This window comes from Achromobacter sp. UMC46, from assembly GCF_014170335.1.
Classification (GTDB): Bacteria; Pseudomonadota; Gammaproteobacteria; order Burkholderiales; family Burkholderiaceae_B; genus Achromobacter.
The window spans coordinates 1-26,334 of record NZ_LZZS01000034.1 but is presented as its reverse complement, the minus strand read 5'-3'; the positions used below and the strand labels follow the sequence as shown (position 1 = coordinate 26,334).

19 protein-coding genes, 1 rRNA gene and 1 pseudogene are annotated in these 26,334 nt (G+C 64.7%); 14 read left to right on the top strand and 7 right to left on the bottom strand.

Features of this window, described 5'->3' with window-relative positions; translation table 11 throughout:
- The first annotated feature begins 350 nt into the window (after positions 1–350).
- Together A9973_RS23265 and A9973_RS23260 are read left to right on the top strand one after the other, a co-directional pair.
- Positions 351–2,084: an ABC transporter permease subunit gene (locus A9973_RS23265; RefSeq protein WP_183016036.1), complete on the top strand. Its 1,734-nt coding sequence runs from the start codon at positions 351–353 to the stop codon at positions 2,082–2,084.
- A gap of 8 nt (positions 2,085–2,092) precedes the next feature.
- The gene (locus tag A9973_RS23260) at positions 2,093–3,388 is read left to right on the top strand and encodes an AAA-associated domain-containing protein (protein ID WP_183016035.1); all 1,296 of its coding nucleotides are present in this window, start codon (positions 2,093–2,095) and stop codon (positions 3,386–3,388) included.
- A gap of 53 nt (positions 3,389–3,441) precedes the next feature.
- Here A9973_RS23260 and lpxO read toward each other — a convergent pair whose 3' ends face one another.
- Positions 3,442–4,341 carry a lipid A hydroxylase LpxO gene (lpxO, locus tag A9973_RS23255; protein WP_183016034.1) on the bottom strand — a complete coding sequence of 300 codons (900 nt, stop codon included), beginning with the start codon at positions 4,339–4,341 and terminating at the stop codon, positions 3,442–3,444.
- Between the two features lie 128 nt (positions 4,342–4,469).
- On the opposite strand from lpxO, the gene dnaE reads away from it, so the two are divergent.
- The 7 genes from dnaE to A9973_RS23220 are packed head-to-tail and all read left to right on the top strand — an operon-like array spanning position 4,470 to position 13,643.
- A complete protein-coding gene (gene dnaE / locus A9973_RS23250) occupies positions 4,470–7,961 on the top strand; it encodes a DNA polymerase III subunit alpha (protein WP_183016033.1) in 3,492 nt (1,163 codons plus the stop codon).
- A complete protein-coding gene (locus tag A9973_RS23245; RefSeq protein WP_183016032.1) occupies positions 7,961–9,061 on the top strand; it encodes a glycosyltransferase family 4 protein in 1,101 nt (366 codons plus the stop codon). The genes dnaE and A9973_RS23245 overlap by 1 nt, the downstream gene beginning before the upstream one ends.
- The gene (locus A9973_RS23240) at positions 9,058–9,906 is read left to right on the top strand and encodes a polysaccharide deacetylase family protein (RefSeq protein ID WP_183016031.1); all 849 of its coding nucleotides are present in this window, start codon (positions 9,058–9,060) and stop codon (positions 9,904–9,906) included. Before A9973_RS23245 ends, A9973_RS23240 begins: the two co-directional genes overlap by 4 nt.
- Positions 9,903–10,655: a glycosyltransferase family 2 protein gene (locus A9973_RS23235; RefSeq protein WP_183016030.1), complete on the top strand. Its 753-nt coding sequence runs from the start codon at positions 9,903–9,905 to the stop codon at positions 10,653–10,655. The genes A9973_RS23240 and A9973_RS23235 overlap by 4 nt, the downstream gene beginning before the upstream one ends.
- The gene (locus A9973_RS23230) at positions 10,652–11,776 is read left to right on the top strand and encodes a glycosyltransferase (RefSeq protein WP_183016029.1); all 1,125 of its coding nucleotides are present in this window, start codon (positions 10,652–10,654) and stop codon (positions 11,774–11,776) included. Before A9973_RS23235 ends, A9973_RS23230 begins: the two co-directional genes overlap by 4 nt.
- 9 nt (positions 11,777–11,785) lie before the next feature.
- The gene (locus A9973_RS23225) at positions 11,786–12,511 is read left to right on the top strand and encodes a polysaccharide deacetylase family protein (RefSeq protein WP_183016028.1); all 726 of its coding nucleotides are present in this window, start codon (positions 11,786–11,788) and stop codon (positions 12,509–12,511) included.
- Positions 12,486–13,643, top strand: a complete 1,158-nt coding sequence (locus tag A9973_RS23220) for a glycosyltransferase family 4 protein (RefSeq protein ID WP_183016027.1) — start codon at positions 12,486–12,488, stop codon at positions 13,641–13,643. The genes A9973_RS23225 and A9973_RS23220 overlap by 26 nt, the downstream gene beginning before the upstream one ends.
- Positions 13,644–13,666: 23 nt before the next feature.
- Here A9973_RS23220 and A9973_RS23215 read toward each other — a convergent pair whose 3' ends face one another.
- From A9973_RS23215 to A9973_RS23205, 3 genes are read right to left on the bottom strand one after another with little or no spacing between them, the layout of a single operon-like run.
- Entirely contained in the window at positions 13,667–13,957 is a 291-nt protein-coding gene (locus A9973_RS23215; RefSeq protein WP_183016026.1) for a YkgJ family cysteine cluster protein, read from the bottom strand.
- Positions 13,954–14,718 carry a YdcF family protein gene (locus A9973_RS23210; RefSeq protein ID WP_183016025.1) on the bottom strand — a complete coding sequence of 255 codons (765 nt, stop codon included), beginning with the start codon at positions 14,716–14,718 and terminating at the stop codon, positions 13,954–13,956. Before A9973_RS23210 ends, A9973_RS23215 begins: the two co-directional genes overlap by 4 nt.
- A 16-nt stretch (positions 14,719–14,734) precedes the next feature.
- Positions 14,735–15,706: a glycosyltransferase family 9 protein gene (locus tag A9973_RS23205; RefSeq protein ID WP_183016024.1), complete on the bottom strand. Its 972-nt coding sequence runs from the start codon at positions 15,704–15,706 to the stop codon at positions 14,735–14,737.
- 106 nt (positions 15,707–15,812) lie between these two features.
- Here A9973_RS23205 and msbA point away from each other — a divergent pair, with 106 nt between their 5' ends.
- The 3 genes from msbA (at position 15,813) to A9973_RS23190 (ending at position 19,898) form a co-directional block, all read left to right on the top strand.
- Entirely contained in the window at positions 15,813–17,588 is a 1,776-nt protein-coding gene (gene msbA / locus A9973_RS23200; protein ID WP_183016023.1) for a lipid A export permease/ATP-binding protein MsbA, read from the top strand.
- 137 nt (positions 17,589–17,725) lie between these two features.
- Positions 17,726–19,531, top strand: a complete 1,806-nt coding sequence (locus A9973_RS23195) for a monovalent cation:proton antiporter-2 (CPA2) family protein (RefSeq protein ID WP_183016022.1) — start codon at positions 17,726–17,728, stop codon at positions 19,529–19,531.
- Positions 19,532–19,667: 136 nt separating this feature from the next.
- Positions 19,668–19,898: a hypothetical protein gene (locus tag A9973_RS23190; RefSeq protein ID WP_183016021.1), complete on the top strand. Its 231-nt coding sequence runs from the start codon at positions 19,668–19,670 to the stop codon at positions 19,896–19,898.
- 30 nt (positions 19,899–19,928) lie between these two features.
- Here the strand turns inward: A9973_RS23190 and A9973_RS31390 are convergent.
- Positions 19,929–21,073: pseudogene (locus A9973_RS31390) on the bottom strand (diguanylate cyclase domain-containing protein).
- 166 nt (positions 21,074–21,239) lie between these two features.
- On the opposite strand from A9973_RS31390, the gene A9973_RS23180 reads away from it, so the two are divergent.
- Positions 21,240–22,706, top strand: coding sequence for a sensor domain-containing diguanylate cyclase (locus tag A9973_RS23180; RefSeq protein WP_183016020.1), 1,467 nt, complete (start codon positions 21,240–21,242; stop codon positions 22,704–22,706).
- Positions 22,707–22,731: 25 nt separating this feature from the next.
- Here A9973_RS23180 and A9973_RS23175 read toward each other — a convergent pair whose 3' ends face one another.
- Positions 22,732–23,433, bottom strand: a complete 702-nt coding sequence (locus A9973_RS23175) for a DUF3053 domain-containing protein (RefSeq protein WP_183016019.1) — start codon at positions 23,431–23,433, stop codon at positions 22,732–22,734.
- 224 nt (positions 23,434–23,657) lie between these two features.
- Positions 23,658–25,121, bottom strand: a complete 1,464-nt coding sequence (gene rng / locus A9973_RS23170; RefSeq protein WP_183016136.1) for a ribonuclease G — start codon at positions 25,119–25,121, stop codon at positions 23,658–23,660.
- Between the two features lie 1,116 nt (positions 25,122–26,237).
- Between rng and A9973_RS23165 the strand changes: the two genes are divergently transcribed.
- Positions 26,238–26,334 (top strand): 16S ribosomal RNA (locus tag A9973_RS23165); the annotation flags it as partial.

Here is a 26,334-nt window from a genome sequence, read left to right as displayed (position 1 = left end):
GATTGCACCTGACCGAGCCTGGTGTGGCGGGGGCCTGGGGGGCGCGGGGCGTCGATAAGCCCAAGGGAATCCGAAGGCAGTTGCCGCAGGCAACAACGAGGATGACGCAGGGGCAGTCCGGAGCGAAGGCTCCGGACCGCAATCGTTGCCCCGCGCCCCCCAGGCTCCCGCCACGCCGGGCGTCTCAAGAACCCCACCTCGTAAACCCATCTCAAGAACCCACCTTTCCAAACAACACCCCAAATCCCCAAACCCCAAAAAAACCGACAAAAACCCTAATTCAGACCGCCGTCATCTCGTTATGCTCCAATGCGCTGGCCTCTCCCCTTGCGCCCTGGAACATCCCCGATATGTTCGAGTTATTCAGCCCCCGGACCCGCCCGAAAACGGGCTCCCGTTCCACCCCTAACCGTTGGGATTGGGCGCTATTGCCCTTGGTGCTGGGCATCCTGGCCGTGATGGCTTACGGCGCCTCCCAGATGAGCCGCCCGTTCGCGTTGGGCGAGGAGCTGCCGATCTCGCTGGATCCGGCCTACCTGCCGTATTACCTCCTGCGCACCATCCTCCGGATGTTCACGGCGCTGGGCTTCTCATTGCTGTTCAGCTTCGTGTTCGCCGCCATCGCCGCCAAGTACCGGACGGCTGAAAAAGCGATGATCCCCATGCTGGACATCCTTCAGTCTGTGCCGATCCTGGGCTTCCAGGCCATCGCTATCGCCCCGTTCATCGCACTGTTCCCAGGCAACCTGCTGGGCGTGGAGTGTGCGGCGATCTTCGCGATCTTCACCTCGCAGGCCTGGAACATGGCGTTCAGCCTGTATCAATCCATGCGCACCGTGCCGGCCGAACTGAATGAAGCCGCGCGGATCTTCCGGCTGTCGGGCTGGCAGCGGTTCTGGCGGCTGGAATTGCCCTATGCCACGCCCGGGCTGCTCTGGAACATGATGATGTCCATGTCGGGCGGCTGGTTCTTCCTGGTGGCCGCCGAAGCCATTTCGGTGGCGGGGCAAGACATCAAGCTGCCGGGCATCGGGTCCTACATCGCGGTGGCGATCCAGGCCGAGGACGGCCGCGCCATCGCCTGGGCCATCGGCGCCATGATGGCGGGCATCCTGCTGTACGACCAGCTGTTCTTCCGGCCGCTGCTGGCCTGGGCGGACAAGTTCCGGTTCGAAGAATCGCAGGGCGATGCCGCGCAGCAGTCGTGGCTGCTGGACTGGACGCGGCGCAGCCGCTGGATGCAGGCGGTATCGAACGCGTTCTGGGCGTGCATGCGGCGTGCGCTGGGGTGGTTCAGCGTGCCGTACGACGGCACCTCCATTCGGGCGCGGGCGAAGACGCCCGATCCGCGTTGGACCCGGGTCTGGGATGCCTTGCTGGCGGCGGCGGCCCTGCTGGCGACCTACAAGCTGGTGGTGTTCGTCCACCAGGACGTGGGCTGGGGTGAAGTGCTGCATGTGCTGGGCCTGGGCGGCATCACGCTGGTCCGGGTCATGCTGCTGATCGCGCTGGCGTCGGTGGTCTGGGTGCCGGTCGCCGTGTGGATCGGGTTGCGTCCCCGATATTCGCAACGAGTCCAGGCAGTCGCGCAGTTCCTGGCGGCGTTCCCCGTCAACTTGCTGTTTCCCGCCGTGGTCTACATCATGGTGGCCTGGCGCCTCAACCCCAATATCTGGCTCAGCCCGCTGATCATCTTCGGCACCCAGTGGTATATCCTGTTCAATGTCGTGGCCGGGGCGTCCACCATTCCCAACGAATTGCGGCTGGCGGCCGATAACCTGGGGTTGAAGGGGTGGCTGCGCTGGCGCCGGGTCTATCTGCCCGCCGTCTTTCCCAGTTTCATCACGGGCGCCATCACCGCCAGCGGCGGCTCCTGGAACGCCAGCATCGTGGCCGAGTACGTGTCTTGGGGCAAGACCTCGCTGGTCGCCGACGGCCTGGGCAGCTACATCAAGCAGATGACCGAGCTGGGCGACTTCCACCGCATCGCGCTCGGCATCGGCGTGATGTGCGTGTTCGTGATGCTGTTGAACCGATTTTTCTGGCGCAAGCTGTATCTGCTGGCCGAAGACCGCGGCCGCTAGGAGTTGTCATGACCCCCAATGTCTTGATCGATCTGCACGACGTCGGCAAGTCTTTCCGCGCCGCCGACGGGACGGCGAGGCATGTGCTGGAGCATGTGGATTTCACGCTGAAAGAAGGCGAAATCGTGGCCCTGCTGGGGAAATCCGGCTCGGGCAAGTCCACGTTGCTGCGCATCATGGCCGGGCTGGTCAATGCCGACCAGGGCACGGTCACGTACCGCGGCCAGCCGGTGTATGGGCCGGCCGCGGGCATCGCGATGGTGTTCCAGTCGTTCGCCCTGTTCCCGTGGCTGACCGCGCAGCAGAACGTCGAGCTGGGCCTGGAAGCCCAGGGCGTGCCGGCCGCCGAACGCGCCAAGCGTGCCGACGCCGTGCTGGACCTGATCGGCCTGGGCGGTTTCGGCGGCGCCTTGCCGCGCGAATTGTCGGGCGGGATGCGCCAGCGCGTGGGCATTGCGCGCGCGCTGGTCATGAATCCCGACGTGCTGCTGATGGACGAGGCGTTCTCGGCGCTGGACGTGCTGACCGGCGAGACGTTGCGCGACGACATGCTGGAGCTCTGGGACGAAAGCCGCATCTCGACCAAGGGCATCCTGATCGTGTCGCACAACATCGAGGAAGCGGTGATGATGGCCGACCGCATCATCGTGTTCGACAGCGATCCGGGCCGCGTCCGCAGCCAGGTGCTGATCGGCTTGCCGCGTCCACGCGACGCGGACTCCCCCCAAGTACGCGCGCTGATCGACGAGGTCTACGCCTTGATGACCATGCGTCCGGCGCACGGCGTGCCCACGCCGCGCCAGCAAGGGCTGGGCTACCGGTTTCCGCAGACAGAGGTCGAACGCATGGAAGGGGTGCTGGACGTGCTGGCCGAGGCGCCGTTCAACGGCCGAGCCGACCTGCCTAAACTGGCCGAAGAGGCCGAGATCTCCGACGACGATCTGCTGCCGGCCTGCGAAGCGCTGGGCTTGTTCGGCCTGGCCCAGATCGAGCGCGGCGACATCTTCCTGACGCCGCTCGGTCAGCGCTACGTGCAGGCCGAACAAGGGCAGAAGCAGGCCATCTTCGGGCGCCAGCTGCTGGCGCACGTGCCGCTGGCCGCGCATATCCGCCACAGCCTGGAACAGGAGCCCGCGGGCGCCTTGCCCGAGAAGGACTTCCTGGATTCGCTGGAGGAATTCCTGAAGCCCGACGAGGCGGAGCGGGTCTTGAAGATCGCGGTGGAGTGGGGCCGGTACGGCGAGATCTACGGCTACGACTACCACACGGGGCTGTTGACGCTGCCGGTACGCGAAGCGGCCTGACTTTCGGGACGGCGACGCCCGGGGGGGCGAAGCCGCCCGGGGATCCCTCGGGATTACAGGGCGATGAAGCCGATGACGACCAGCGCGATCAGCGCGTACTTGGTGGCCTTGTAGACGGTGCGGTTCCACGCCTTGAAAGCCTTGCGCTTCTGGTCGATGACCCAGTGCGCGTGCGTCAGCTTGTTGATGGCGCCGGTCTGGTCGCCGCCGTCGTTGGGCGAGCTGGCGGCAGACATCACCACCCGGCCGAACCAGCGGTTGAACGCCTCGGCCCAGCCCCATTTCAGCGGGCGCTCTACGTCGCAGAACAGGATGATCCGGTTCTGGTCGGTGTGGTTGTAGGCCTCGTGCACGTAGGTTTCGTCGAACACCACGCTTTCGCCGTCACGCCAGCTATAGGATTCGCCGTCAACGATGATGTGGCAGCGGTCGTCGTTCGGCGTCACCAAGCCCAGGTGGTAGCGCAGCGAACCGGCGAACGGATCGCGGTGCGGGTTCAACTGGCCGCCGGGGGGCAGTTCGGCGAACATCGCGGCCTTGACCTTCGGCAGGGTCTTCAGGATGGCGACGGTCTTGGGGCACAGTTCTTCGGCCGACGGGTGGCGGGCGTCATACCACTTCAGGTAGAAGCGCTTCCAGCCGTACTTGAAGAAGGAATTGAAGCCAATGTCGTTATGGGAGTCGGCCGCCTTGATGCGCCGCATTTCGGCCATCTGCACCGCTTCCTCGCGGATGGTCTCCCAATGGTCGTCCAGTACCTTGAGTTCGGCGATTTCGCTGGTCGTCAGATAGGGGGTGGACGGCACGCGGGATGCCAGCACCATGAACGCGTTGATCGGGGCCAGAAGCACCGAATGGTCCAGCATCTGCCGGCCCAGCGGCAGTCTGACTCGGCCTCGGAAGTGCGCAAACAGGATGGCGGCCAGCCAGATCCCGGGAATTAGCCATTTCATACGTAATCGATGTCCTGAGACAGGTGGGTCATGTCTACCTAGTATTGTTACACAAGGTCCAGGGGGCGCCCTTTGAGGAATCTCAGGCACATCGGCTTGGACCAGGATCACTAGGTACAATTCCCGGTATGTCCGAAGCCGTAACAACCCCGATCCCTTTTGTGCATCTTCGCGTCCACTCCGAGTTTTCGGTGGTGGACGGCATCGTGCGCATCTCCGACCTCATCAAGCGCGTCGCCAAGCTGGGCCAGCCAGCCGTGGCGCTGACCGATCTGTCGAACCTTTTCGGCCTGATCAAATTCTATAAGGGCGCGCGCGGCGCAGGGGTAAAACCCATCGCCGGCTGCGATGTCTGGCTGACCAACGACGACGATCCGGCCAAGCCGTTCCGTTTGCTGTTGCTTGTGCGCAACCATCAGGGCTACCTGAACCTGTGCGAACTGCTGTCCAAGGCTTTCCTGACGAACCAGGGCAAGGGCCGGGCGGAAATCCGCCGTGAATGGCTGCAAGGCCAGCAAGGCCTGATCGCGCTGTCCGGGGGACGGATGGGCGACGTGGGCCAGGCGCTGGACGCCGGCAACGCCGTATCGGCGCTGGCCCTGGCGCGGCAATGGGCGCACTTGTTCCCGGGGAGCTACTACATTGAATTGCAGCGCGCCGGCATGGACGGCGACGAAGCCTATACGCAGGCGGCCATGCGGCTGGCGGGGGAAGCCGGCCTGCCGGTGGTGGCCACGCACCCGGTGCAGTTCCTGGACGAATACGAATTCCAGGCCCACGAGGCCCGCGTCTGCATCGCCGAAGGCGAAATCCTGGCGAACCCGCGCCGCGTGCGCCGCTTCACCAAGGAACAGTACCTGCTCAGCTCCGAGGAAATGGCCCGGCGCTTCGCCGACGTGCCCTCGGCGCTGGCCAACACGGTCGAAATCGCCAAGCGCTGCAACCTGAGCCTGGTGCTGGGCAAGCCGCGCCTGCCCAATTTCCCTACGCCCGATGGCGTGACGCTGGATGACTACCTGGTCCAGTTGTCGGAAGAGGGCCTGGAGAAGCGCATGGCGTTCCTGTTCCCCGACGAGGCGGAACGCGAGTCCAAGCGCGAGCAGTACTACGAACGCCTGCGCTGGGAATGCAAGACCATCATCCAGATGGGCTTCCCGGGCTACTTCCTGATCGTGCAGGACTTCATCAACTGGGGCAAGAACAACGGGGTGCCGGTGGGGCCGGGGCGGGGCTCGGGCGCGGGTTCGCTCGTGGCTTACGCGTTGGGCATCACCGACCTGGACCCGATCCGCTATGACTTGCTGTTCGAGCGATTCCTGAATCCCGAGCGGGTCTCCATGCCCGACTTCGATATCGATTTCTGCCAGGACAACCGCGAACGGGTCATCGACTACGTCAAGGAAAAGTACGGCCGCGCCGCCGTGAGCCAGATCGCCACTTTCGGCACGCTGGGCGCCAAGGCCGTGGTCCGCGACGCCGGCCGCGTGCTGGACATGCCCTACATGTTCTGCGACGGACTGTCCAAGCTGATCCCATTCAACCCGATGGATCCCTGGACCCTCGAACGCACCCTGAAGGACGAACCGGCCTTCAAGGACCGCTACGAGCAGGAAGAGGAAGTGCGCGCGCTGGTCGACCTGGCCAAACCGCTGGAAGGCCTGACCCGCAACATCGGCATGCACGCGGGCGGCGTGCTCATCGCGCCCGGCAAGCTTACCGACTTCTGCCCGCTGTATTGCCAGCCGGGCCAGGAGAACAGCGCCGTTTCGCAGTTCGACAAGGACGACGTCGAAGCCGCCGGCCTGGTGAAGTTCGACTTCCTGGGCTTGCGCAACCTGACGATCCTGGACTGGGCCGTGCGCTATGTGCGCCAGTTCAACGAGGGCAAGCGCGACTTCGACGTCATGGCGCTGGAACTCGACGATCCCGCCGCCTACAAGATCCTGTGCGACGCCAACACCACCGCCGTGTTCCAGCTGGAATCGCGCGGCATGAAGGAACTGCTGAAAAAGCTGCGGCCGAACACCTTCGAAGACATCATCGCCATGCTGGCCCTGTACCGCCCGGGGCCGCTGGAGTCGGGCATGGTGGACGACTTCGTCAACCGCAAGCACGGCCGCGCCGCGGTGGACTACTTCCACAACGACCTGGAAGGCACCCTGAAGAGCACCTACGGGGTCATCGTCTACCAGGAACAGGTGATGCTGATCTCGCAGATCATCGGGGGCTACTCGCTGGGCGGCGCCGACCTGCTGCGCCGCGCCATGGGCAAGAAAAAGCCCGAAGAAATGGCCAAGCACCGCGAGCTGTTCGAGCAAGGCGCCAAGGAAAAGGGCCACGACCCTGACCTGGCGGTGAAGCTGTTCGACCTGATGGAGAAGTTCGCGGGCTACGGCTTCAACAAGTCGCACTCGGCCGCCTACGCGCTGATTTCCTACCAGACCGCCTGGCTCAAGGCCTATCACCCGACCGAGTTCCTGGCCGCCACCATGTCGTCCGACATGGACGACACGGACAAGGTCCAGATCTTCTGCCGTGACGCCCAGGACAACGGCGTCGAGGTGCTGCCGCCGGACGTCAACTTCTCGGGCTACCGCTTTGAGCCGGTCGCCGACAAGCACACCGAAAAGGGCAAGCCGCCGCGCACCATGCGGTACGGACTGGGCGCAGTCAAAGGCACCGGCCAGGGCGCCGTCGAAGACATCCTGCGCGCACGCAAGGAAGGCGGGCCGTTCCTGAACCTGTTCGACTTCTGCCGCCGCGTGGGCAAGCAGGCGGTCAACCGGCGCACCATCGAGGCTCTGATCAAGGCGGGCGCATTCGACACCATCGAGCCGAACCGCGCCGCGATGCTGGCGTCAGTGCCTACGGCCATGGAAGCCGCCGAGCAGGCGGCCCGCAGCGCCAACCAGGCGTCGCTGTTCGGTGACGACAGCGGTGACGTGGTCGCGGGCGAGCTGGCCAAGGTCGCGCCCTGGGACCTGCACAAGAAGCTGACGGAAGAAAAATCCGCGCTGGGCTATTACTACAGCGGCCACCTGTTCGACGCCTGGCGCGACGAAGTGCGCCGCATCGTGCCGATGCAACTGGCGCGCGTGGAGCCGCAGCGCGATCTGCAATGGATGTGCGGCGTGCTGGCCAGCGTGCGCGTCATGATGACCCGCCGCGGCAAGATGGTGTTCGCCGTGCTGGACGACGGCACCGCGCAGGTCGAGATCTCGGTGTTCAACGAACTCTACGAGAAGCACCGCAACCGCTTGCGCGAAGACCAGCTGGTCATTGTCCAGGGCAAGGTCAGCAACGACGACTATTCCGGGGGCATGCGCATCGTGGCCGACCAGTTGTACGACCTGCAGCTGGCTCGCGAAGCGCGCGCCAAATCCTTGCGGGTCAAGCTCAACGGGGCGGCCGATGCGGCGCGCCTGCGCCAGATGCTGAACCCGTTCCGCGCCGAGCCCGAAAACGGCATCCCCGGCGTGCCGATCGATATCATCTACACCAAGAACAATTTCCTGTGCACGGTCCGGCTAGGCGAGGAATGGCGGGTCCGCATGGCGGACACGCTGCTCGAAAACCTGAACGCCTGGACCAAGCCAAACGGAGTGGAGGTCACTTATTGATGCCAAAGTTGCGTATCGTGCATTCGGAAGCCGCCACCAGTTTTGGCGGCCAGGAGGGGCGGATCTTCAAGGAAATGACGGCCATGCGCGCGCGCGGCCATCATGTTGAAGCCATTTGCCAGCCTAGGGCCTTGCTGGTCGAACGTCTTTCCGATGCCGGTTTCACCGTGCACAAGGTCAACATGGACGGGCCGGTGAACTACCTGAAGGGTGTGGCCGCGGTCCGCGGCATCCTGAAGGAAGGGCGCTTCGACGTGCTCAACACGCACAGCCGGCGCGATACGGTCATTGCGGCGGTCGGCGCCAGATTGGCGGGCACCCCGCTGATCGTGCGGACCCGCCACCTGTCCAACAAAGTGGGGTCGATGTGGTCCTACACCTGTCTGCCGCACAGGGTCACGACGGTCAGTGACCATGTGCGCAAATACTTGATCGAACGCGGCGTGCCGGCCAACAAGGTGGCCACCGTCTATTCGCCCATCGTGCTGCCGCCGCCCGTTGAGCGGTCGACCCTGCGCGACGAGCTCGGCCTGGCCGACGACGACGTCGTCGTGGGCTGCGTGGCGGTCATGCGCGCTACCAAAGGCCACAAAGACCTGATCGACGCGATCGTGCCGCTGATGACCGACCGGCCCAAGCTGCACCTGGTGTTCGTCGGAGGCGGGTCGCCTGTCTTCGAACAGACGCAGGACTACATCGCAGCACTCGGCCTGCAAGACCGCATTCACCTGATGGGCATGCGGCGCGACGTGCCGAACCTGCTGGCCGGATTCGACGTCTTCGCCCTGGCCACGCAGCAGGAAGCGTCCGGCACCGTCTATGTCGAAGCGCAGGCCAGCGGCCTGCCGGTGATCGGCACCGACGTGGGCGGCGTGTCCGAGATGTTCCGCAATGGCGATACCGGCTTCCTGGTACCCCCGAAGGATCCCCAGGCCTTGACCGACGCCCTGCAGCGCCTGATCGACGACCCGGCGCTGCGCCGGCGCATGGGCGACGCCGGCCGCAAGATGGTCTGGGAAGAAGCGGTGTTTTCGCCTGCCCGCCTGGCTGAAACCACCGAAGCCATCTATCTCAAGTGGCTGGCGGAGCGCGCGGGATGAACGCGCCCAACGTCCCCGTGCTGATGTACCACCATGTCACCCCTGCGGGCGGCATGATCGCGGCGACGCCGGACGTGTTCGACGCCCAGGTCTCGCGCCTGGCGCGGGCGGGATATCAATCGCTGTCCGCCAGCCAGTTCGCCGCGTACCTGGCGGGCGGTCCGGCGCCAGAACGGTCGGTGCTGATCACCTTCGACGACGGCTACCTGAACAATTGGGTGCACGCGCACCCGGTGCTGGCGCGCTACGGCATGCGTGCCGTGCTGTTCACCATCACGGGCTGGATCGGCGACGGTCCCGTGCGGCCGCACGCGGGGCAGGGCGGCCCGCTGCCGGCCACCCCCGACCACGACGCCTGCAAGCAGCTGGTGGCCGCCGGCCGTGCCGACGAGGCCATGCTGCGTTGGAGCGAAATCGAAGCCATGCAGGCCGCGGGCACGTTCGAATTCCATTCCCACACACATACCCACACCCGCTGGGACAAGGTCTGCGGCGCAGACGTGGACGCCAAGCGCGACCACATCGCACAAGAGCTGCACGATTCCCGCGACACCTTCGTGCGCCGCCTGGGCGCCGTCAGCGACCATCTCTGCTGGCCGCAAGGCTATTTCGATGCGGATTACGTGGCCGCCGCCCGGCAGGCGGGTTTCGTGCACTTGTACACTACCGACCCTTTCGGACAGAACACCCCTGGCGCCGACCCCGGACACATCTTTCGTTTCGCGGTTCGCAATCAGGGCGGAACCTGGCTGAACCGGCGTATCTGGCTGTCGCGCGACCCCTTCTGGGGGCCCCGCTACCACGCCTGGAAAGCCTGGAAAAAGCGTCTTAGGAATCGCGGATGAAGCTATCGGTCATCATCATCACCAAGAACGAAGCGGCGAACATCGCCGCCTGCCTCAAGTCCGTGGCCTTTGCCGACGAATTCATCGTGGTGGATTCGGGCAGCACCGATGGCACCGTCGAACTCGCGCAGGCGCTGGGCGCTCGCGTTGAAATCACGTCCGACTGGCCCGGCTTCGGCCCCCAGAAGAACCGTGCGCTGGACTTAGCGACGGGCGACTGGGTGCTGTCGATCGACGCCGACGAGCGCGTCACGCCCGAGCTGGCCCGCGAAATCCAGGACGTGCTGGCGAACCCGCGCGCCGACGCCTACGAGATCGCCCGGCTGTCGAATTTCTGCGGGAAAGACATCCGCCATAGCGGCTGGTGGCCGGACTACGTGCTGCGCCTGTTCAAACGCGGCACGGCACGCTTCACCGACGCCGCCGTGCATGAACGCGTCGTGCCGGCCAACGGCCAGCCCCTGAAACTGCAGGGCTATTTCAACCACTATCCCTACGACAACCTGGATGCGCTGATCAACAAGGTCAACCGCTATTCGTCCGACGCGGCGGCCATGATGTACGCCAAGGGGCGACGCACCTCGATCTTCGGCGCGCTGGGCCATGGCTTCTGGACGTTCGTGCGCATCTATCTGATTCGGCGCGGTTTCCTGGACGGCAAGCACGGCCTTGTGCTGGCGGTGACGGCGGCGGCAGGCAGTTTCTTCCGCTATTCCAAGCTGATGTTCCTGGCCGAGAAGCAGAAGTGAAGATCCTGTACACGAACTTCCACGCCGGCAACGGCGGGGGGCACGTCACCTACATCATCAACCTGGCGAAGGCCTTGGCGCGCGACCACGAGATCACCGTGGCGGCGCCGCCCACCAGCCGGCTGTTCCGCTACGCCCGTGCCATTCCCGGTGTGACCGTGGTCGACATGCAATACAAGACCCGCCCGTCGTCCTGGTTCAAGGACCGCGCGCAACTGCGCCGCTTGATCAAGGCCGGGCGTTTCGACATCATCCACGTCAACGGCTCGGCCGATCACAAGCAGGTGATGCTGGCCACGCTGGGCATGGCTCGCCGCCCGCGCATCGTGTTCACCAAACACAACGACCATCCGCTCTCCAGCTTCGGCCACAAGTTGCGCGTCGCGCTGGCGACCGACCACGGCATCGCCGTCAGCGACTACGTGCATGGCCTGATGCAGGATTCGCCTTACAACAAGCGTCCCATCACCACGATCCGGCACGGCATCGACACGAATTTCTTCGCGCCGCCGCCGCCCGAAAGCCTGGATAAGCTGCGCGCGCTGATCTTTGGCCCGGCATGGCAGGGCAAGCTGCTGCTGGGCAGCGCGGGCGGGACCGACTACGACAAGGGCTGGCTGGATCTTGTCGCCGCCGTGGCCGCCTTGCCGCCGGCCGACAAGGCGCGCGTGCTGCTGATGGTGGCGGGCGATCCGCCGTCCGAGGCCAAGCTGGCCCGCGTGCGCGAGCTGGGCATGATCGACCAGGTCCGGTTCCCCGGATTGCTCGACGACGTGCGCGCCGCGCTGGCGTCATGCCATGCCGGCTTCGTGCTGTCCTACCGCGAAGCGCTGTCCTTCGCATGCCGCGAGATCATGGGCCTGGGTCTGCCCGCGCTGGTGACCGACGCCGGCGGGTTGCCCGAGAACGTCACGGACGGCGTGGACGGCTGGATCGTGCCGGTGCGCGACGTGCCTGCCATGACGGCCAAGCTGCGTTTCATGCTGGACCACCCGGACACGGTGCGCGCCATGGGCGCCCGCGCCCGCGAAACCAGCCTGCGCGACTTCAATCTTGACCGTTTCGCCGCCGCCACAGTCGAGGTCTACCAACGTACGCGGGATGGACGCCGGGCCCTATAATCCGGTCCTATGTCTATCCCCATTCTCATGTACCACCAGATCGGCGAGCCCAACCCCAAGGGCACGCCGTTTCGCGGATTGACCGTACATCCCGACAGCTTCGCCCGCCAGATGCGCTGGATGCGCCGGCTAGGCTATCGCGGCCTGTCCATGCGCGACGTCATGCCCTATGTGCGCGGCGAGCGCCAGGGCAAGGTGTTCGGCATCACCTTCGACGACGGCTACCGCAATGTGCATCACAACGCGATGCCCGTGCTCAGTGAACTGGGCTTCACCGCCACCAACTATTTCGTCGCGCGCCAATTCGACGGCGGCAACGTCTGGGACCTTGAAAAAGGCATCCCGTTTTCGGCCCTGATGACCGTGCAGGAAATGCGCGAATGGGCGCAGGCCGGCAACGAGGTCGGTTCGCATACGCTGGACCACGTGCATCTGCCCGAAATGGCGCCCGAGGAAGCCAAGCGCCAGATCGTTGAATCCAAGGACGAACTGGAGCAGGCGCTGGGCGGGCCTGTCACGGCTTTCTGCTACCCCTACGGCGACCATGGGCCGGAACATCGCGCCATGGCCCGCGAGGCCGGCTACGACAACGCCACGCTGACGCAGCGCGGCCTGGCTGCGGCGTCCGACGATCCGTTCGGGCTGCCTCGGGTGACAGTGGCGCGTTCCACCAACATCATCCGCTTCCTCCAGAAGTGCCTGACCCGGTATGAAGACACCCGCCGGCGCCGCTGAGCGGCGGCTTCGCATCGCGTTGCTGGTCGACCGCTTCGGCAATCGCTTCGGAGGCGCGGAGGCCTATGGCGTCGAGCTGATGCGCGTCCTGAGCCAGCGCCACGACGTCTCCATCGTGGCGCGCGACTTCGACTGCGACCTGCCGTTCCGATTCCTGCCGGTGCGCTTTCCCGGTTGGCTGCCCAGCTGGATGCGGGTGCTGTACTTCGCCTGGCGGGCCGACCGGCTCACGCGCGGCAAGTTCGACATCGTGCATTCGCACATGAACGGCTGGGCCGGAGACATCCAGGTGATGCACGTGACGCCCGTGCGCTACAACCGCATCACGCGCGTCAGGCCGCTCGCCCGGGTGACGGCGTGGCTGAGTCCGCGCCTGGTCACCTATCTGCTGCTGGAAAAGCTGCGCGTGCGCTGCGTGCCCGCGCGGCGCGTGGTCGCCGTGTCCGGCTTGATCATGGATCAACTGCACCGCAGCTACGGCCCGCAATTGCGGGTGGACATCATCGCGCCCGGGGTCAAATTGCCGTCGGGCGAGGATTCCCGCGGCCGCGACGCCACGCGTGCGCGCCTGGGCTGGGACGCGGGCACGATGGGTTGCCTGCTGGTGGCCCGCAACCCGTTGCGCAAAGGGCTGCCGGCTTTGCTGGATGCGCTGGCGCAGTTGCCTGGCCATTACAAGCTGCTGGTCGTGGGCGCGGATGCGCCCACTCGCGACCGGGTCCGCGCCGCCAGCGGCATCGCGCACCGCGTCACGCTGGTCGACCCGACGCCGGAAGTGGCCCAGTATTTCAGCGCGGCGGACATCTATGCGCATCCCACGCTGAACGACAGCTACGGCATGGCGCCGCTGGAAGCGATGTCGCACGGGCTGCCGGTCGTGGTCAGTTCCCCGGCGTATTGCGGCTTTGCGCAATATCTGTCCGCCGGCAAGGACGCCCTGATCCTGCAAGATCCGCGCGATGGCGCGCAATTGGCGCAGGCGCTGGAGCGCTTGGGTTCAGAGCCCGAATTGCGGGCGGCATTGACCGAGCGCGGCCTGGAGATCGCCCGCGATCAGAGCTGGGAAACGGTTGCCTCAAGATATGAGGAACTGTACGAAAAGGTGCTGCAAGCGCGCCCAAGCCGGGTTTGACCTTTCCCCGCGCGGCGCTCGCCTCAGTGGCCAGGTGCTGTCGCCCGTTCCAGCTCCCCCAGCCACAGGACCGCGTGTTCGCGGTCGGGGCCGCACATGTCGTGCTGGGGTTGCAGGCCGCCGCAGAAATCCGGCCGTGAGGGCTGGCCGAAGATCGCGCAGCGCATGTCCGGCAGTAGCTGGATACACGGCACGCCCGCCGGCTTGCCGTCAGGCATGCCCGGAATCGGCCGGGTGATCGACGGCGCGATGCAACAGGCGCCGCATCCCGCCCGGCAGTCCAGCGCGGGCGCGGACCGCCCGGTCAAACTCATACCCATCCGCGCAGCCAATACACGAACAGGCCGGCGTATTCCTTGATGATGGAACGGCTGGCGTCGAAGGTGCGCTCGTCGGGCACCCACAACGACAGCGAACCGTCCGTGGGCGCCACGATCTGGGGCGGGGCGGGGGCGGCAATCGCTTCCACGCCCTGCTTGGAGAAGGCGGCCATGGCGCGCGGCATATGCAGCGCCGACGTCACCAGCAGCACCTTGCCGATACCGCGCGATTTGAGCTGGTCTTCGGTCAGGGCGGCGTTCTCGTAGGTGGTGCGGCTGGCGTTTTCCAGGATCAGCGCGGTTTCGGGCACGCCTTGCTGGCGGATGGCGTGCGCCATGCCGCGGGCTTCGCTGATATCGCCTTCCAGCGCGCCGCCCGACAGCACCACCTTGGGCGCGCGTCCGGCCAGGTAAAGCTGGGCCGCCGTGTCCACGCGCACCACCGCCGTGCCCTTGTCATAGGGCAGGAACCAGTTCGCGCGGCCATTGGCCGTATTGCCGCCCAGCACCACGATGGCGTCGGCGGTCGGCGAATCCTCTGGAGGCAAGTGCGGGTAGCGGCTTTCCAGCGCGCCGCCCAGCCACAGCGAGGTGGCCGGCAGCGACCACGCCAATGCCCAAAGCAGGCCTGCGGCAATGATGGCGCCGCCGGTCTTGCGCAGCCGGAACAGGCACAGCACCAGACCGATGATGACAAAGGTCACGCACAGGTTGTAAGGGATGATCAGATTCGTGAGGTAGCTGGAAAAGGTCATGTCAAAACTATCCTGATTACTTCGTCCCGCCCAACAGGGTGATGGCCTGCTGTTCCACTTCTTCGACGGACGGCCAAGCTTGATCCGATCCGACGCAGACGGCCCGCGGCGACCACGGGCCGGTTCGTCCTGGCCGGGTCACACCAAACAGCGCAAGTTCCCGGGCGGAAGCCGCCGCGGCGACGTGCGAGACGCCGGAATCGTTACAAATCACCAACGCCGCCTGGGCCGTCAGCGCGGCAAATGCGCCCAACGGCAAGGGCGGCAGCAGTTGCGCCGTCGGCGCATTGCGCCGGGCCTCGTCGGTTTCAGCCGGAGGGGGGCACATTACCACGGTATGGCCGCGCGCTTGTAAGGCGCGGGTCAGTGTATCGAATCCTGGCCAGACCTTGATCTTGCCCTTGTGCAGCCCGGTGGCAGTCGGGGCGATCAGCACGAAACCGTGGGGCGCCAGCCCGGCGGCCTGCAGCGCCTGGCCGGCGGCTTCCTGGTGGGCGGGCGTCAGCGGCAGGTCCAGGGTCGGGCCGGGCTGGGCGGGGCCGGACGGCAGGCCCCAGCGGGTCAGGGCTTCGCGGGTCAGGTAATGCCAGGACTGGACGGCGTGCAGCGACTCGTCGGGTTTGGCGACGGGCCAGCGCAGCAGGAAGCTGCGGCCGTCGTCCCGGTAGCCCGCCGAAGGCAGGCCCGCCAGCCGGAAGACCAGCGCGCTGGACAGCGAATCCGGCAGCAGCAGGCCGCGGGCGCGCCGCCCCAGGGCGCCCAGGCTGCGCCGGTGTGCGCTGACGGCGGCCCGGTCGGGGCCGACCTTGCCGCGCATGGGGATGAAATCCTGTTTGGCCACGCCATCCAGCAGGTCGCGGGCCCAGGGGCGGGCGCAAATGACCAGGGGCAGGCCAGCGGCCTGCAGGGCGCGCAGGCTGGGCAGGCTCATGCAGACATCGCCCACCCAATTGGGCAACCGGACGTATAAGCAACTGATTTCGGACATGGGCGGATGAGGGGAAAATGAGGCTGGAATGAGGGGGGGCGCTACAGCGCGTCGGCGCGTAGCCGGTACAATCCCGGGCACAATTGTATAAAAGCGAGTGTTCCCTTTGAATTCTGCCGCACGCAACGCACCCGCGGATTCCAACCCCGTCAAGTCTGAACTCTGGAGCCGGATATACAGCCGGGTGGGTTCTTACTGGAAGGGCTTGCTGCTGGCTGTCCTGCTGATGGCGGGCGCGGCGGCCACGCAACCCGTTCTGGCCGTCATTATGAAGCCCTTGCTGGACGGCGGCTTTTCGGGGGCCAAACCCTATTATGTCTGGGCCTTGCCGCTAGCGGTCGTGGGTTTGATCCTGCTGCGCGGGATCTGCAACTTCTTCAGCGACTACCTGCTGGCCTGGGTGGCCAACAATGTGCTGCTGGGCATGCGCCGCGACATGTTCGAACGCCTGCTCGGCCTGCCTGATTCCGATTTCAAGCGCGGCGACACCGGCCGGCTGCTCAACCGCTTCACGATCGATGCCGGCAACGTCACGGGCTACGCCACCGACGTCATCACGGTGCTGGTGCGCGAAACCCTGGTGGTGCTGGCCCTGATCGGCGTGCTGCTCTACATGTCGTGGGTGCTGACGCTGATCATCCTGATCATGCTGCCGGTGTCGGTGCTGATCTCGCGCTTCTTCATCAAGCGCCTGCGCCGTATCAACCGCGACACCGTCAACATGAACGCCGAACTGACCCGCGTGGTCGGCGAAGGCATCGACGGCCAGCGCGTCATCAAGCTGTTCGACGGCTATGAAGTCGAACGCGGCCGTTTCGATTTCGTCAGCCGCCGCCTGCGCCGCTTCGCCATGCGCACCGCCACGGCGGATGCCGCGCTGACGCCGCTGACGCAGGTCTGCATCTCGATTTCGGTCGGCGCGGTCATCGCCGTCGCGCTCAGCCAGGCCAACAGCGGAGCGCTCACCGTGGGCAGCTTCGCGTCGTTCATGGCCGCGCTGGCGCAGATTTTCGACCCCATCAAGCGCCTGACCAACGTCGCGGCGCGCATGCAGAAGATGCTGGTGTCGGCCGAAAGCGTGTTCACGCTGATCGACCAGACGCCCGAGAACGACACCGGCACCAAGGAACTGCCCGAACCCGTGCGCGGCAAAGTGGAGTTCCGCAACGTCACGCACCGCTTCCCCGATGCCGACCGCGACACGGTCAATGACATCTCCTTCACCGTGGAACCCGGCCAGACCGTGGCCCTGGTGGGCCGTTCGGGCAGCGGCAAGACGACGCTGGTCAACATGTTGCCGCGCTTTGTGCTGGCCGACAGCGGCACCATCCTGGTGGACGACACGCCGATCAACGACCTGACTTTGCGCAGCTTGCGTTCACACCTGTCGCTGGTCAGCCAGGACGTCGTGCTGTTCGACGACACCATCGCGGCCAACGTCGGGTATGGCGCATTGGGCAGCTCCAGCGAACAGAAGGTGCGCGACGCCCTGGCGGCGGCCAACCTGCTGGAGTTCGTGGAAGGCCTGCCGCAAGGCATCAACACGCAGGTGGGTGAAAACGCCGCCCGCCTGTCGGGCGGCCAGCGCCAGCGCCTGGCGATCGCCCGCGCACTGATCAAGAACGCGCCGATCCTGATCCTGGACGAAGCCACCTCGGCGCTCGACAACGAGTCCGAACGCCAGGTCCAGGCATCGCTGGAACGCCTGATGAAGGGTCGCACTACGCTGGTCATCGCGCACCGCCTGTCCACGGTCCAGAACGCCGACCGCATCATCGTGCTGGACGCGGGCAAGATCGTCGAACATGGTCCCCACTCTGAACTGCTGGCCGCCAACGGCCTGTACGCTTCGCTGTACAAGATGCAGTTCCGCGACGACTGAGCGCGACGCCACCGCCCCGACCGCCGCCTTTCGCGGCGGTTTTTTTTGTCGCGGGCCTGCCGTAGTTCCGGATTGCCAATCCCCCGGATTGACGGAAAATGGGGCAGGCCCCCCCGCCGCACAACCTGGAGCGCCACATGGCTCTGCCCGCCGAAGGCAATCAACTCGTCAACGTCGTCGTCCTGCTGGGCGCGGCCGTCATCGCCGTTCCGATCTTCAAGCGGCTGGGGCTGGGGTCCGTGCTGGGCTACCTGGCGGCCGGCCTGGCCATCGGCCCGTTCGGGATCGGCTTTTTCTCCGATCCGAAATCCATCCTGCACGTGGCCGAACTGGGCGTGGTGATGTTCCTCTTCATCATCGGGCTGGAAATGCAGCCGTCGCGCCTATGGAAGCTGCGCGGCGAGATCTTCGGCCTGGGGGTGGCGCAGGTGGTCACCTGCGGCGGCCTCCTGACGGTGGTCGGCCTTCTGGCCGGCCTGTCCGGCCCCGCCGCCTTCATGGCGGCGATGGGCTTCGTGCTGTCGTCCACCGCCATCGTGATGCAGATCCTGGGCGAACGCGGCGACAGCGCCACCGCGCAAGGCCAGCGCATCGTCTCCATCCTGCTGTTGGAAGACCTGGCCATCGTGCCCTTGCTGGCGCTCGTCGCCTTGCTGGCGCCAGCAGGTGGGGCCGAGCACGGCGATCCGTGGATGCAGTCCGCCATCGCCGTCGGGTGCATCCTGGCCCTGTTGGCGGCGGGCCGCTGGCTGCTGAATCCGCTGTTCCGGCTGCTGGCGGCGGCCCATGCCCGGGAAGTCATGACCGCAGCCGCCTTGCTGGTCGTGCTGGGCGCGGCGCTGCTGATGGAACTGGGCGGCCTGTCGATGGCCATGGGGGCGTTCCTGGCCGGTGTCCTGCTGTCGGAGTCCACGTTCCGTCACCAATTAGAGGCCGAAGTCGAGCCCTTCCGCGGAATCCTGCTGGGCCTCTTCTTCCTGGGCGTGGGCATGTCGCTCGACTTGTCCGCCGTCGCCCGGGAATGGCCGCTGATCCTGGCGGCCGTGCTGGTGTTCATGCTCGTGAAATCCGTGGGCGTCTACGTGGTGGCGCGGTTGCTGCGCGCCTCCCACGCCGAGGCCATGACCCGCACCGCGCTGCTGGCCCAAGGCGGCGAATTCGCCTTCGTGCTGTATGGCGCGGCGGCTGCGGCCGGCATTTTCGATGCGCATACCGGCGCCGTGCTGACGGCCGTCGTCATCATTTCGATGGCGTTGACGCCGCTGTGCGTGCTGGCGCTGCGGTGGCTGCTGCCCAAGCCCGCGCCGTCCATGGACGGCGTGGATGTCGCCAAGGATCTGGACGGCTGCGCCCTGATTGTCGGATTCGGCCGTTTCGGCCAGATCGTCACGCAGGCGATGCTGGCCCGCGACCTGACGGTGTCCATCCTGGATACCGACACCGACGCGATCCGGGCAGCGGCCAAATGGGGGGTCAAGGTCTATTACGGCGACGGCACCCGCATCGACATGCTGCGCACCGCTGGCGCGGAGCACGCCTGCGCGATCCTGATCTGCATCGACAATCCCCAGGCCGTGAATCACATGGTCAAGCTGATCAAGGCCGAATTTCCGCTGGTCAAGGTGGTGGTGCGCGCCTATGACCGGATCCATTCCCTGGCGCTGGCCAAGGAAGGGGTGGACTATCAGGTGCGCGAAACCCTGGAATCCGCGCTGGTCTTCGGCGAGGCGGCGCTGCGCGCGATCGGGGTGCCGGCCGACGAGGCGTCCGAGGTGGTGGAAGACGTCCGCAGGCGCGACACCGAGCGGTTCGACCTCGAAGTGGCCGGCGGCCTGTTCGCGGGCCGTTCGCTGCTGTACGGGAACATGACAGGCCCGGCGGACGGCAGGAATGACCAGCCCGACCGAGAAACGGCCGAGGCGGCTGCTAACCCATTGGCATGACAGTCTTATTTCGCGCGCTATATTTCCGCATCTTTGCATTACTTTACGTATCATTTCACGCGCAAAACCAAAAGACTGCGGTAGTCTCAATCGCACTGACTCTTCACTGACGAAGAGCATTTGCCAGGGGGCTGCCATGCTGCAATCGGATCGTAGTTTCGCGACGCCGCACGCTGTGGGTGTCGAGCTTGCCCGGCGCCAGGCCTTGGCCTTGCAATGCGGGTTTTCGGCCGGCGCCATGCGCCAGTTGATGTCATCCACTGGCGGGGCCGGGCCTGCCTGGGCGATCAACGCGCAACGCGAGACCGACAAGGTACGGGGCGTCCGCGCCTTCCCCTTCCGCATCGCCGCCACGGCGGTGTCGTAAGGGCGGCTCCGGGCGCGGGGCGTCCGGAGTTCAGGCCTCGGCCATCGCCGTCCGGCGTTTGCCGGCGGATTTCGCCAGGTAAGCGCCTGGTCAGCGGCGTGCAGCACGGCCGCGGTATCGGCGCCGTGGCGTGGAATCAGCGCAATGCCGACGCTTCCGCCAATCAAAACCGGATTTTCTTCTTTCACATCATAGGGTTGCGAGACCGATTGCACGATTCGGTCGCCAATCGCCTGCGCTTCGGTCTGCGGACTTTGGCGGATCAGCAGCACGAATTCATCGCCGCCGATGCGCGCCGCCACGGCACCATCGGGCATCAGCGCCAGCAGGCGTTCGGATACCTGCTTCAGCAGTGTGTCGCCGGCAGCATGCCCGTAGGTGTCGTTGACCGCCTTGAATCCGTCCAGGTCCAGATACAGCACGGCGAATTCCATGCGTCCCGGGCGGGCGTCCGCCACGGCCTGGTCCAGTGCCTGGAACAGCCCGTGGCGGTTCAGCAGGCCGGTCAGCGAGTCCTGGCGCGCGTGCCGCTCGTTCTCGCGTTCGGCCAACATGGTCGCCACCAGCATGCCGTTCAGCCGGTAGGACGCCATCGACATCGACGTCATATAAAGCGGCACCTGCACCAGGACCAGCCAGAAAATGGGCTCTTCAGTGAAGAGGGCACCCATCGCACAAGGTCCGACGCTTAGCGCGACCATGACGGCCGACATCCGCGGCGCGCCGAAATTGCGCACGCAGATGCCGCCCACCATCGATGCGGCGGACAGGCAAGCCACCGTCGCCGCGATCCAGTCGCCGCTGATCAGGCTGATGAACGTGCCATAGCCCACGCTCAATGCCCAAAGCAGGGCCAGCACCACGTACAGGTCGGTAGGGGTGGGGCGGCCGGCCAACGCCGCCTTGCGGGCGGTCACCAGGACTTTGATCCGGGACAGGCAGACAAGCAGCTCCAGGCCCAGCCACAGCAGGAATGGTGGCTCGGGATGGCGGAATGTGATCAGGGCCGCCACCAGCAGCGTGTTGATGATGCCGCCGAAAAAGATGGGCAGTGATCCGAATAGCCCGCCGATCAGCGCGACGCGGATTTCCGCCGGCACATCCCCTCCGGGATTGACCAGCCATTGGGTCGCCCGCCAGCGGGGCAGGGTGTAGACGCGATCATTGTGATTCATAGGGGCCACATCGTAGCTGGGCGGCGCTGGCGATGCACGGGATCGTGCTCTGCTTGCCTTGCAGCGATCTTGCGCAGGCAGCAGGGTAGCGGCATTATCTTGCCGCATGGGCTGCCGAAGGCATATGCCACGACATTTCCGACCGTCCTCGTGAAGGAGCGCCGCATTGAAGTCCCGTGGATTTTTGCATCGCACCCTGTACGCGCTGGCCGGGCTGGTCGCGATCGGCATCTGTGCGGCCGCGGTGGCGTTGCTGTGGATCGACCGGCGCCTTACCTGGGAATCTGCCTATACGGCGGGGCATAACCTCACCGGCATGCTCGCGGCGGACATCGGCCGCACGTTGCTCTTATACGACTTGTCGCTGCAAGGCGTGGTCGAACGCCTGCGCGAACCCGGCATCGAACGCATTCAAGGCGAAGCGCTGCACCGTTTCCTTTTCGACCGGTCGTCGTCGGCGGAGTACCTGGGTGCCATCGCCGTGCTGGACGAAAACGGCAACGTGCGCTATGCCTCGATGGACATCAGTCCCTCGGAACGGAATTTTTCCGACTGGGACTACTTCCAGGTCCATCGCGACGCCGATGACGTCGGCATGTACGTCAGCCGTCCGTATCGCAGTCCCTTGCGCGGCGGAGACGAGAGCATCGCCATCAGCCGGCGAATATCTCGTCCCGACGGAAGTTTCGCGGGCGTCGTCGTCGGATCGCTGCGGCTGGCGTATTTCCGCGACCGCTTTGGCACGCTGTCGATCGGCGAACGCGATGCCATCACGGTGTTCCGCAATGACGGCGTGGTGCTGGTCCGCAATCCCTACTCGCTGTCGGACATGGGCCGCGAACTCGAATTCCCGCAGGACTTCCAGCAATTCCTGGTCCGCCGCGAGGGCGCGTTCGTCGGCACGTTGTCGCGGGACTCCATCAACCGCCTGCACACGTTCCAGAGGATTGAAAACACGCCGCTGGTGATCAACGTGGCCCTGGCGGTGGACGATATCCTGGAGCCCTGGGTCAGGCGCGCCGTGCTGGTCATTCCAGTCACGCTTGCGCTGTTCCTGTCGGTCATCGCGCAGATCGTGCTGTTCCGGCGCGAAATGCGCTTAAGGCGTGCGTTCGAGGCGCAGCTGGAAAAGCAGGCACGGACGGACGGCCTGACGGGCATCCCCAACCGACGCACGTTCGATGAGGCGCTGACGCGCGAGTGGCAGGCTGCCCGGCGCGACGGCCATCCGCTGTCGCTGCTGTTCCTGGATGCGGACCGGTTCAAGCTCTACAACGATCGCTACGGTCACCAGGAAGGCGACGAATTGTTGAAGGCGATGGCGTCGACGCTGAAGAAAAAAGCCCGCCGTCCGCGCGATCTGGCGGCGCGCTACGGGGGCGAAGAATTCGTGGTGCTGTTGCCCAACACCAGCCGTCAGCGTGCGATAGGCATTGCGGAAACCATCCGGCGCGCCATTGCGGATCGGCAGGTCCCGCACCAGGACAACGACAGCGGCATCGTCACGGTCAGCATCGGCGTTGCGACCGTAGTCCCCAAGGCGGACCAGGAATCGTCCACCTTGGTCGAAGCCGCGGATGCCGCCGTCTATCAGGCCAAGAAATCCGGCCGGAACCGGGTGGTCGCGCTGTAGCGGGCCACGGCAACCAGGCGGGCGGTCAGCGGCCCAGCATCACCGCTTGCATGCGCGTCTGCGCCTGCTGCAGGTTCTTGGCCTGGGCATTCAGGTCTTGGAGCAGTTGGTTCAACTCGGTCTGCACCGCCGGATCCTGGACCTTGACGATCGACCCCGAGATGTCGATCTGCGCCTTGTGGGCTTCAACGTAATCGGCGATCTTCAGGCTGCTGTCGAACGTGGCGTTCAGTTGCGGCAACACGTCGCGGAACGTATCGGCCGGCAGGCTCACGGTCTTGTCGTAGGCCTTGTCGTACACGGCTTTCAGGTCGTCGGGCTGCTTGAGCTGGGCGCGTGCGGCGTCAGCCTTCGATTTCTGTTCCTTCAGCGCGGCGCCCATGTCGTTCAGCGACCCTTGCATGCCCTTCAGGTCGTCGCGGCGCGTCAGGATATCGTTCAGTGAACGCACGGAGCCCTTCTGCATGATGCCGGACAGCGGCTTGACCGATGCGTCCATGCCCGAATTGAAGTCGGTGATCACCGCGTAGTGCGCGGCGTAATCGCCAAAAGATCTCTTTTCTTCATCCGTCAACGCGGGCACGCGCACGCCGGGCTTGTCGACGATGCGGGTCTGCAGGTACTGCGTGAACGCGGCGCGCTGCTCGGGTTCCTTGTCGCCGCAGGCTGCCAGCACCAGCGGCAACGCCGCGACCAGCAGTAGGAACGGACGGAATAGGGACTTCATTGCATTGATCTCCGAAAGCAAAAAAAAGGGCGCCAGGCAGGGGTAGACCCCGCAAAAGCGCCCGCAGCTTATCGGCTACCCCTGATTGCCGCCATGGGTTTCAAACTTCATTTCAATCGAACCATTAGGACACACAATCCATACAGGTTGAGTTGAAAAGGAGCCTGTAACCTGCTAACGCGCGTGCCGCGCTAGCGCTGATGCCTGGCCAGTGGTCCGGAAGACTAGACCAGGATGATGTCGTACTTCTCCTGGGAATACGTGCTTTCCACTTCCAGCGACACGCGCTTGCCGACGAAGTCCCCCAGCATCGCCAGGTGTTGGCTTTCCTCTTCCAGGAACAGGTCCACCACGTCTTGCGAGGCAAGGATGCGGAATTCCTTGGGATTGAACTGGCGTGCTTCGCGCAGGATCTCCCGCAGGATTTCATAGCAGACCGTGCGCGGCGTGCGCACGTTGCCGCGCGATTCGCACATGGGGCAGGGTTCGCACAGCTGATGCGCCAGCGAGTCGCGCGTGCGCTTGCGCGTCATCTCCACCAGGCCCAATTGCGTAAAGCCATTGACGGTCATACGCGTGCGGTCGCGCGACAAGGCTTTCTTGAGTTCGGCCAGAACGGTATCGCGGTGCTCCTGTTCCTCCATGTCGATGAAGTCCAGGATGACGATGCCGCCCAGGTTGCGCAGCCGAAGCTGGCGGGCGATGGCCTGCGCCGCCTCCAGGTTTGTCTTGAAGATGGTGTCGTCGAAATTGCGGCCGCCCACGAAACCGCCCGTGTTGACGTCCACGGTCGTCAGCGCTTCGGTCTGATCGATGATCAGGTAACCGCCGGACTTCAAATCCACCCGCCGCGACAGCGCGCGTGCGATCTCGTCGTCCACATTGGCGGTATCGAACAGCGGCCGTTCGCCGCTGTAGTGCTGGATGCGGTCGACCACCGACGGCGTGTAAATGCGAGCCCACTCCAGCATGGCCGCGCTGGTCGTGCGCGAATCCACCAGGATGGTCCCCGTGCCCGGGCCCACCATGTCGCGTAGCACGCGTTGCGCCAGCGTCAGGTCCTGGTGAAGCAGGGCGGGGGCGGGCTGGGTGCGGGCGGCGGCCTGGACGCTGGCCCACAACTTGCGCAAATACTCCAGATCAGCCGTCAGCTCCTCGTCATTGGCGCCCTCGGCTTGGGTGCGGACGATAAATCCGCCTTTCTCCTCGGCCGGCATCAACGCCTGCACGCGTTCCCGCAGCTGGATGCGTTCGGATTCGGAGTCGATCTTCTGGGAAATCCCGATGTGCGGATCATGCGGCAGGTAGACCAGCATTCGCCCGGCCATGCTGATCTGGGTCGAGAGCCGCGCGCCCTTGGTGCCCAAGGGGTCCTTGACCACCTGGACCATAATGGTCTGTCCCTCGAATAGCAGCTTCTCGATGGGCGTGGGCGTCAGGCCCTGGCTGCGTTCTCCCCGGTTCTCGCGCAGGTCGGCGATATGGATGAAGGCGGCCCGCTCCAGCCCGATGTCGATGAAGGCGCTTTGCATGCCGGGCAGCACACGCACCACCCGTCCCAGATAGATATTGCCGACATGGCCCCGCTGGATGCTGCGTTCCACATGCAGCTCCTGCACGGACCCCAGTTCCACCAGCGCAACGCGGGTTTCAAAGGGGGTGACGTTGATCAGGATATCTTCGCTCAGGGCGATGGCTGGGGGCATAGCGTGTTCGTCTCCAATTGGGTGCGGCGTACAGGCGAATAGTAAACGTACCCCAAGCGTAGGCAAGCCGGGCGCGGCAACTATATATAGAGGGGGGAGGAAAGCCGGCCTCTATAAGTCGGCCTCTATATATAGGGATGCAGAGAGGAAGCTGGGGGTTCGCTTGCGAAGCCCATAATTTTCTTGGCTTTCGCGGATGACGGCCCAAAAACTTGTGCTATAGTCTCGCTCCTTCGCAGTTCAGACAGTTTTTGAACTGCGGGGCCAGGCAAGCACAACAGGCAAGGCAAGGTGAAAACCCGGGGTAACCCAGCCAAGTCTGCCGCGACGGGTTCAGGAATGAGCGCCCAGCGGTTGTTGCAAGGATTGACGCAAATCAGGCAAAAGCCAGTTGCACAATCTGCAAAAATCGTGCTATAGTCTTGGGCTTGGCTGGTGATAAGAATTCAGGGTTTACCCGGATCGAATCGCTAGCCGCCTGAAGTAGTAACCAACCCCTGAAATTCAGGGCTGCCGCGAAAGCGGCGGGGTTGCAAGATAGGATGCAAGTCAGGCAAAAGCCGGTTGCATAATCTGCAAAAGTTGTGTTATAGTTTCAGGCTTGGCAGTTGCCGAAAACTTAGGGTTAACCCTGATGGGTTGTTCTGATGTTTCGATAGCTGCTAAAGAGAGCAGACCCGAGAGCAGACCTGAAGGGGTCGCAAGCAAGAAAGCAGGGGCGCGAAAGCGAACGACGCTGACTTGACAAGCGATAAAAACTCCTTCATAATCTTGCCTCTCTGCTGCTGAAAACAGCGAGCGACGCAAAGCGAAAGCAGCGCGAAGCTGGCGGGTTCAGCGAAATGGCAGTGAAGAATTTAGCAGTACCGCTCTTTAACAATTAAACAACCGATAAGTGTGGGCGCTTGATGCGATGCACTGTGATTAGGTTAGGCGTTAAACCCTGACCTCTTCACAAGCACAATGAAATCAAGTGCTCACTAGAAGTGAAGTACCTTAGACGTCAAGTTTAAGAACATACCTCACTTCCTTTGAGTAGCGACGTATGACCTGGTTCGGATTTATTCGGACCAAGAATACGAAACAAATACAGAGATTAAACTGAAGAGTTTGATCCTGGCTCAGATTGAACGCTAGCGGGATGCCTTACACATGCAAGTCGAACGGCAGCACGGACTTCGGTCTGGTGGCGAGT

Bases quoted from the DNA above. Each gene is read 5' to 3' on its own strand.
- A9973_RS23265 (WP_183016036.1), top strand. From the start codon at position 351: ATGTTCGAGTTATTCAGCCCCCGGACCCGCCCGAAAACGGGCTCCCGT.
- A9973_RS23260 (WP_183016035.1), top strand. From the start codon at position 2,093: ATGACCCCCAATGTCTTGATCGATCTGCACGACGTCGGCAAGTCTTTC.
- lpxO (WP_183016034.1), bottom strand. From the start codon at position 4,341: ATGAAATGGCTAATTCCCGGGATCTGGCTGGCCGCCATCCTGTTTGCG.
- dnaE (WP_183016033.1), top strand. From the start codon at position 4,470: ATGTCCGAAGCCGTAACAACCCCGATCCCTTTTGTGCATCTTCGCGTC.
- A9973_RS23245 (WP_183016032.1), top strand. From the start codon at position 7,961: ATGCCAAAGTTGCGTATCGTGCATTCGGAAGCCGCCACCAGTTTTGGC.
- A9973_RS23240 (WP_183016031.1), top strand. From the start codon at position 9,058: ATGAACGCGCCCAACGTCCCCGTGCTGATGTACCACCATGTCACCCCT.
- A9973_RS23235 (WP_183016030.1), top strand. From the start codon at position 9,903: ATGAAGCTATCGGTCATCATCATCACCAAGAACGAAGCGGCGAACATC.
- A9973_RS23225 (WP_183016028.1), top strand. From the start codon at position 11,786: ATGTCTATCCCCATTCTCATGTACCACCAGATCGGCGAGCCCAACCCC.
- A9973_RS23220 (WP_183016027.1), top strand. From the start codon at position 12,486: ATGAAGACACCCGCCGGCGCCGCTGAGCGGCGGCTTCGCATCGCGTTG.
- A9973_RS23215 (WP_183016026.1), bottom strand. From the start codon at position 13,957: ATGAGTTTGACCGGGCGGTCCGCGCCCGCGCTGGACTGCCGGGCGGGA.
- A9973_RS23210 (WP_183016025.1), bottom strand. From the start codon at position 14,718: ATGACCTTTTCCAGCTACCTCACGAATCTGATCATCCCTTACAACCTG.
- A9973_RS23205 (WP_183016024.1), bottom strand. From the start codon at position 15,706: ATGTCCGAAATCAGTTGCTTATACGTCCGGTTGCCCAATTGGGTGGGC.
- A9973_RS23195 (WP_183016022.1), top strand. From the start codon at position 17,726: ATGGCTCTGCCCGCCGAAGGCAATCAACTCGTCAACGTCGTCGTCCTG.
- A9973_RS23190 (WP_183016021.1), top strand. From the start codon at position 19,668: ATGCTGCAATCGGATCGTAGTTTCGCGACGCCGCACGCTGTGGGTGTC.
- A9973_RS23175 (WP_183016019.1), bottom strand. From the start codon at position 23,433: ATGAAGTCCCTATTCCGTCCGTTCCTACTGCTGGTCGCGGCGTTGCCG.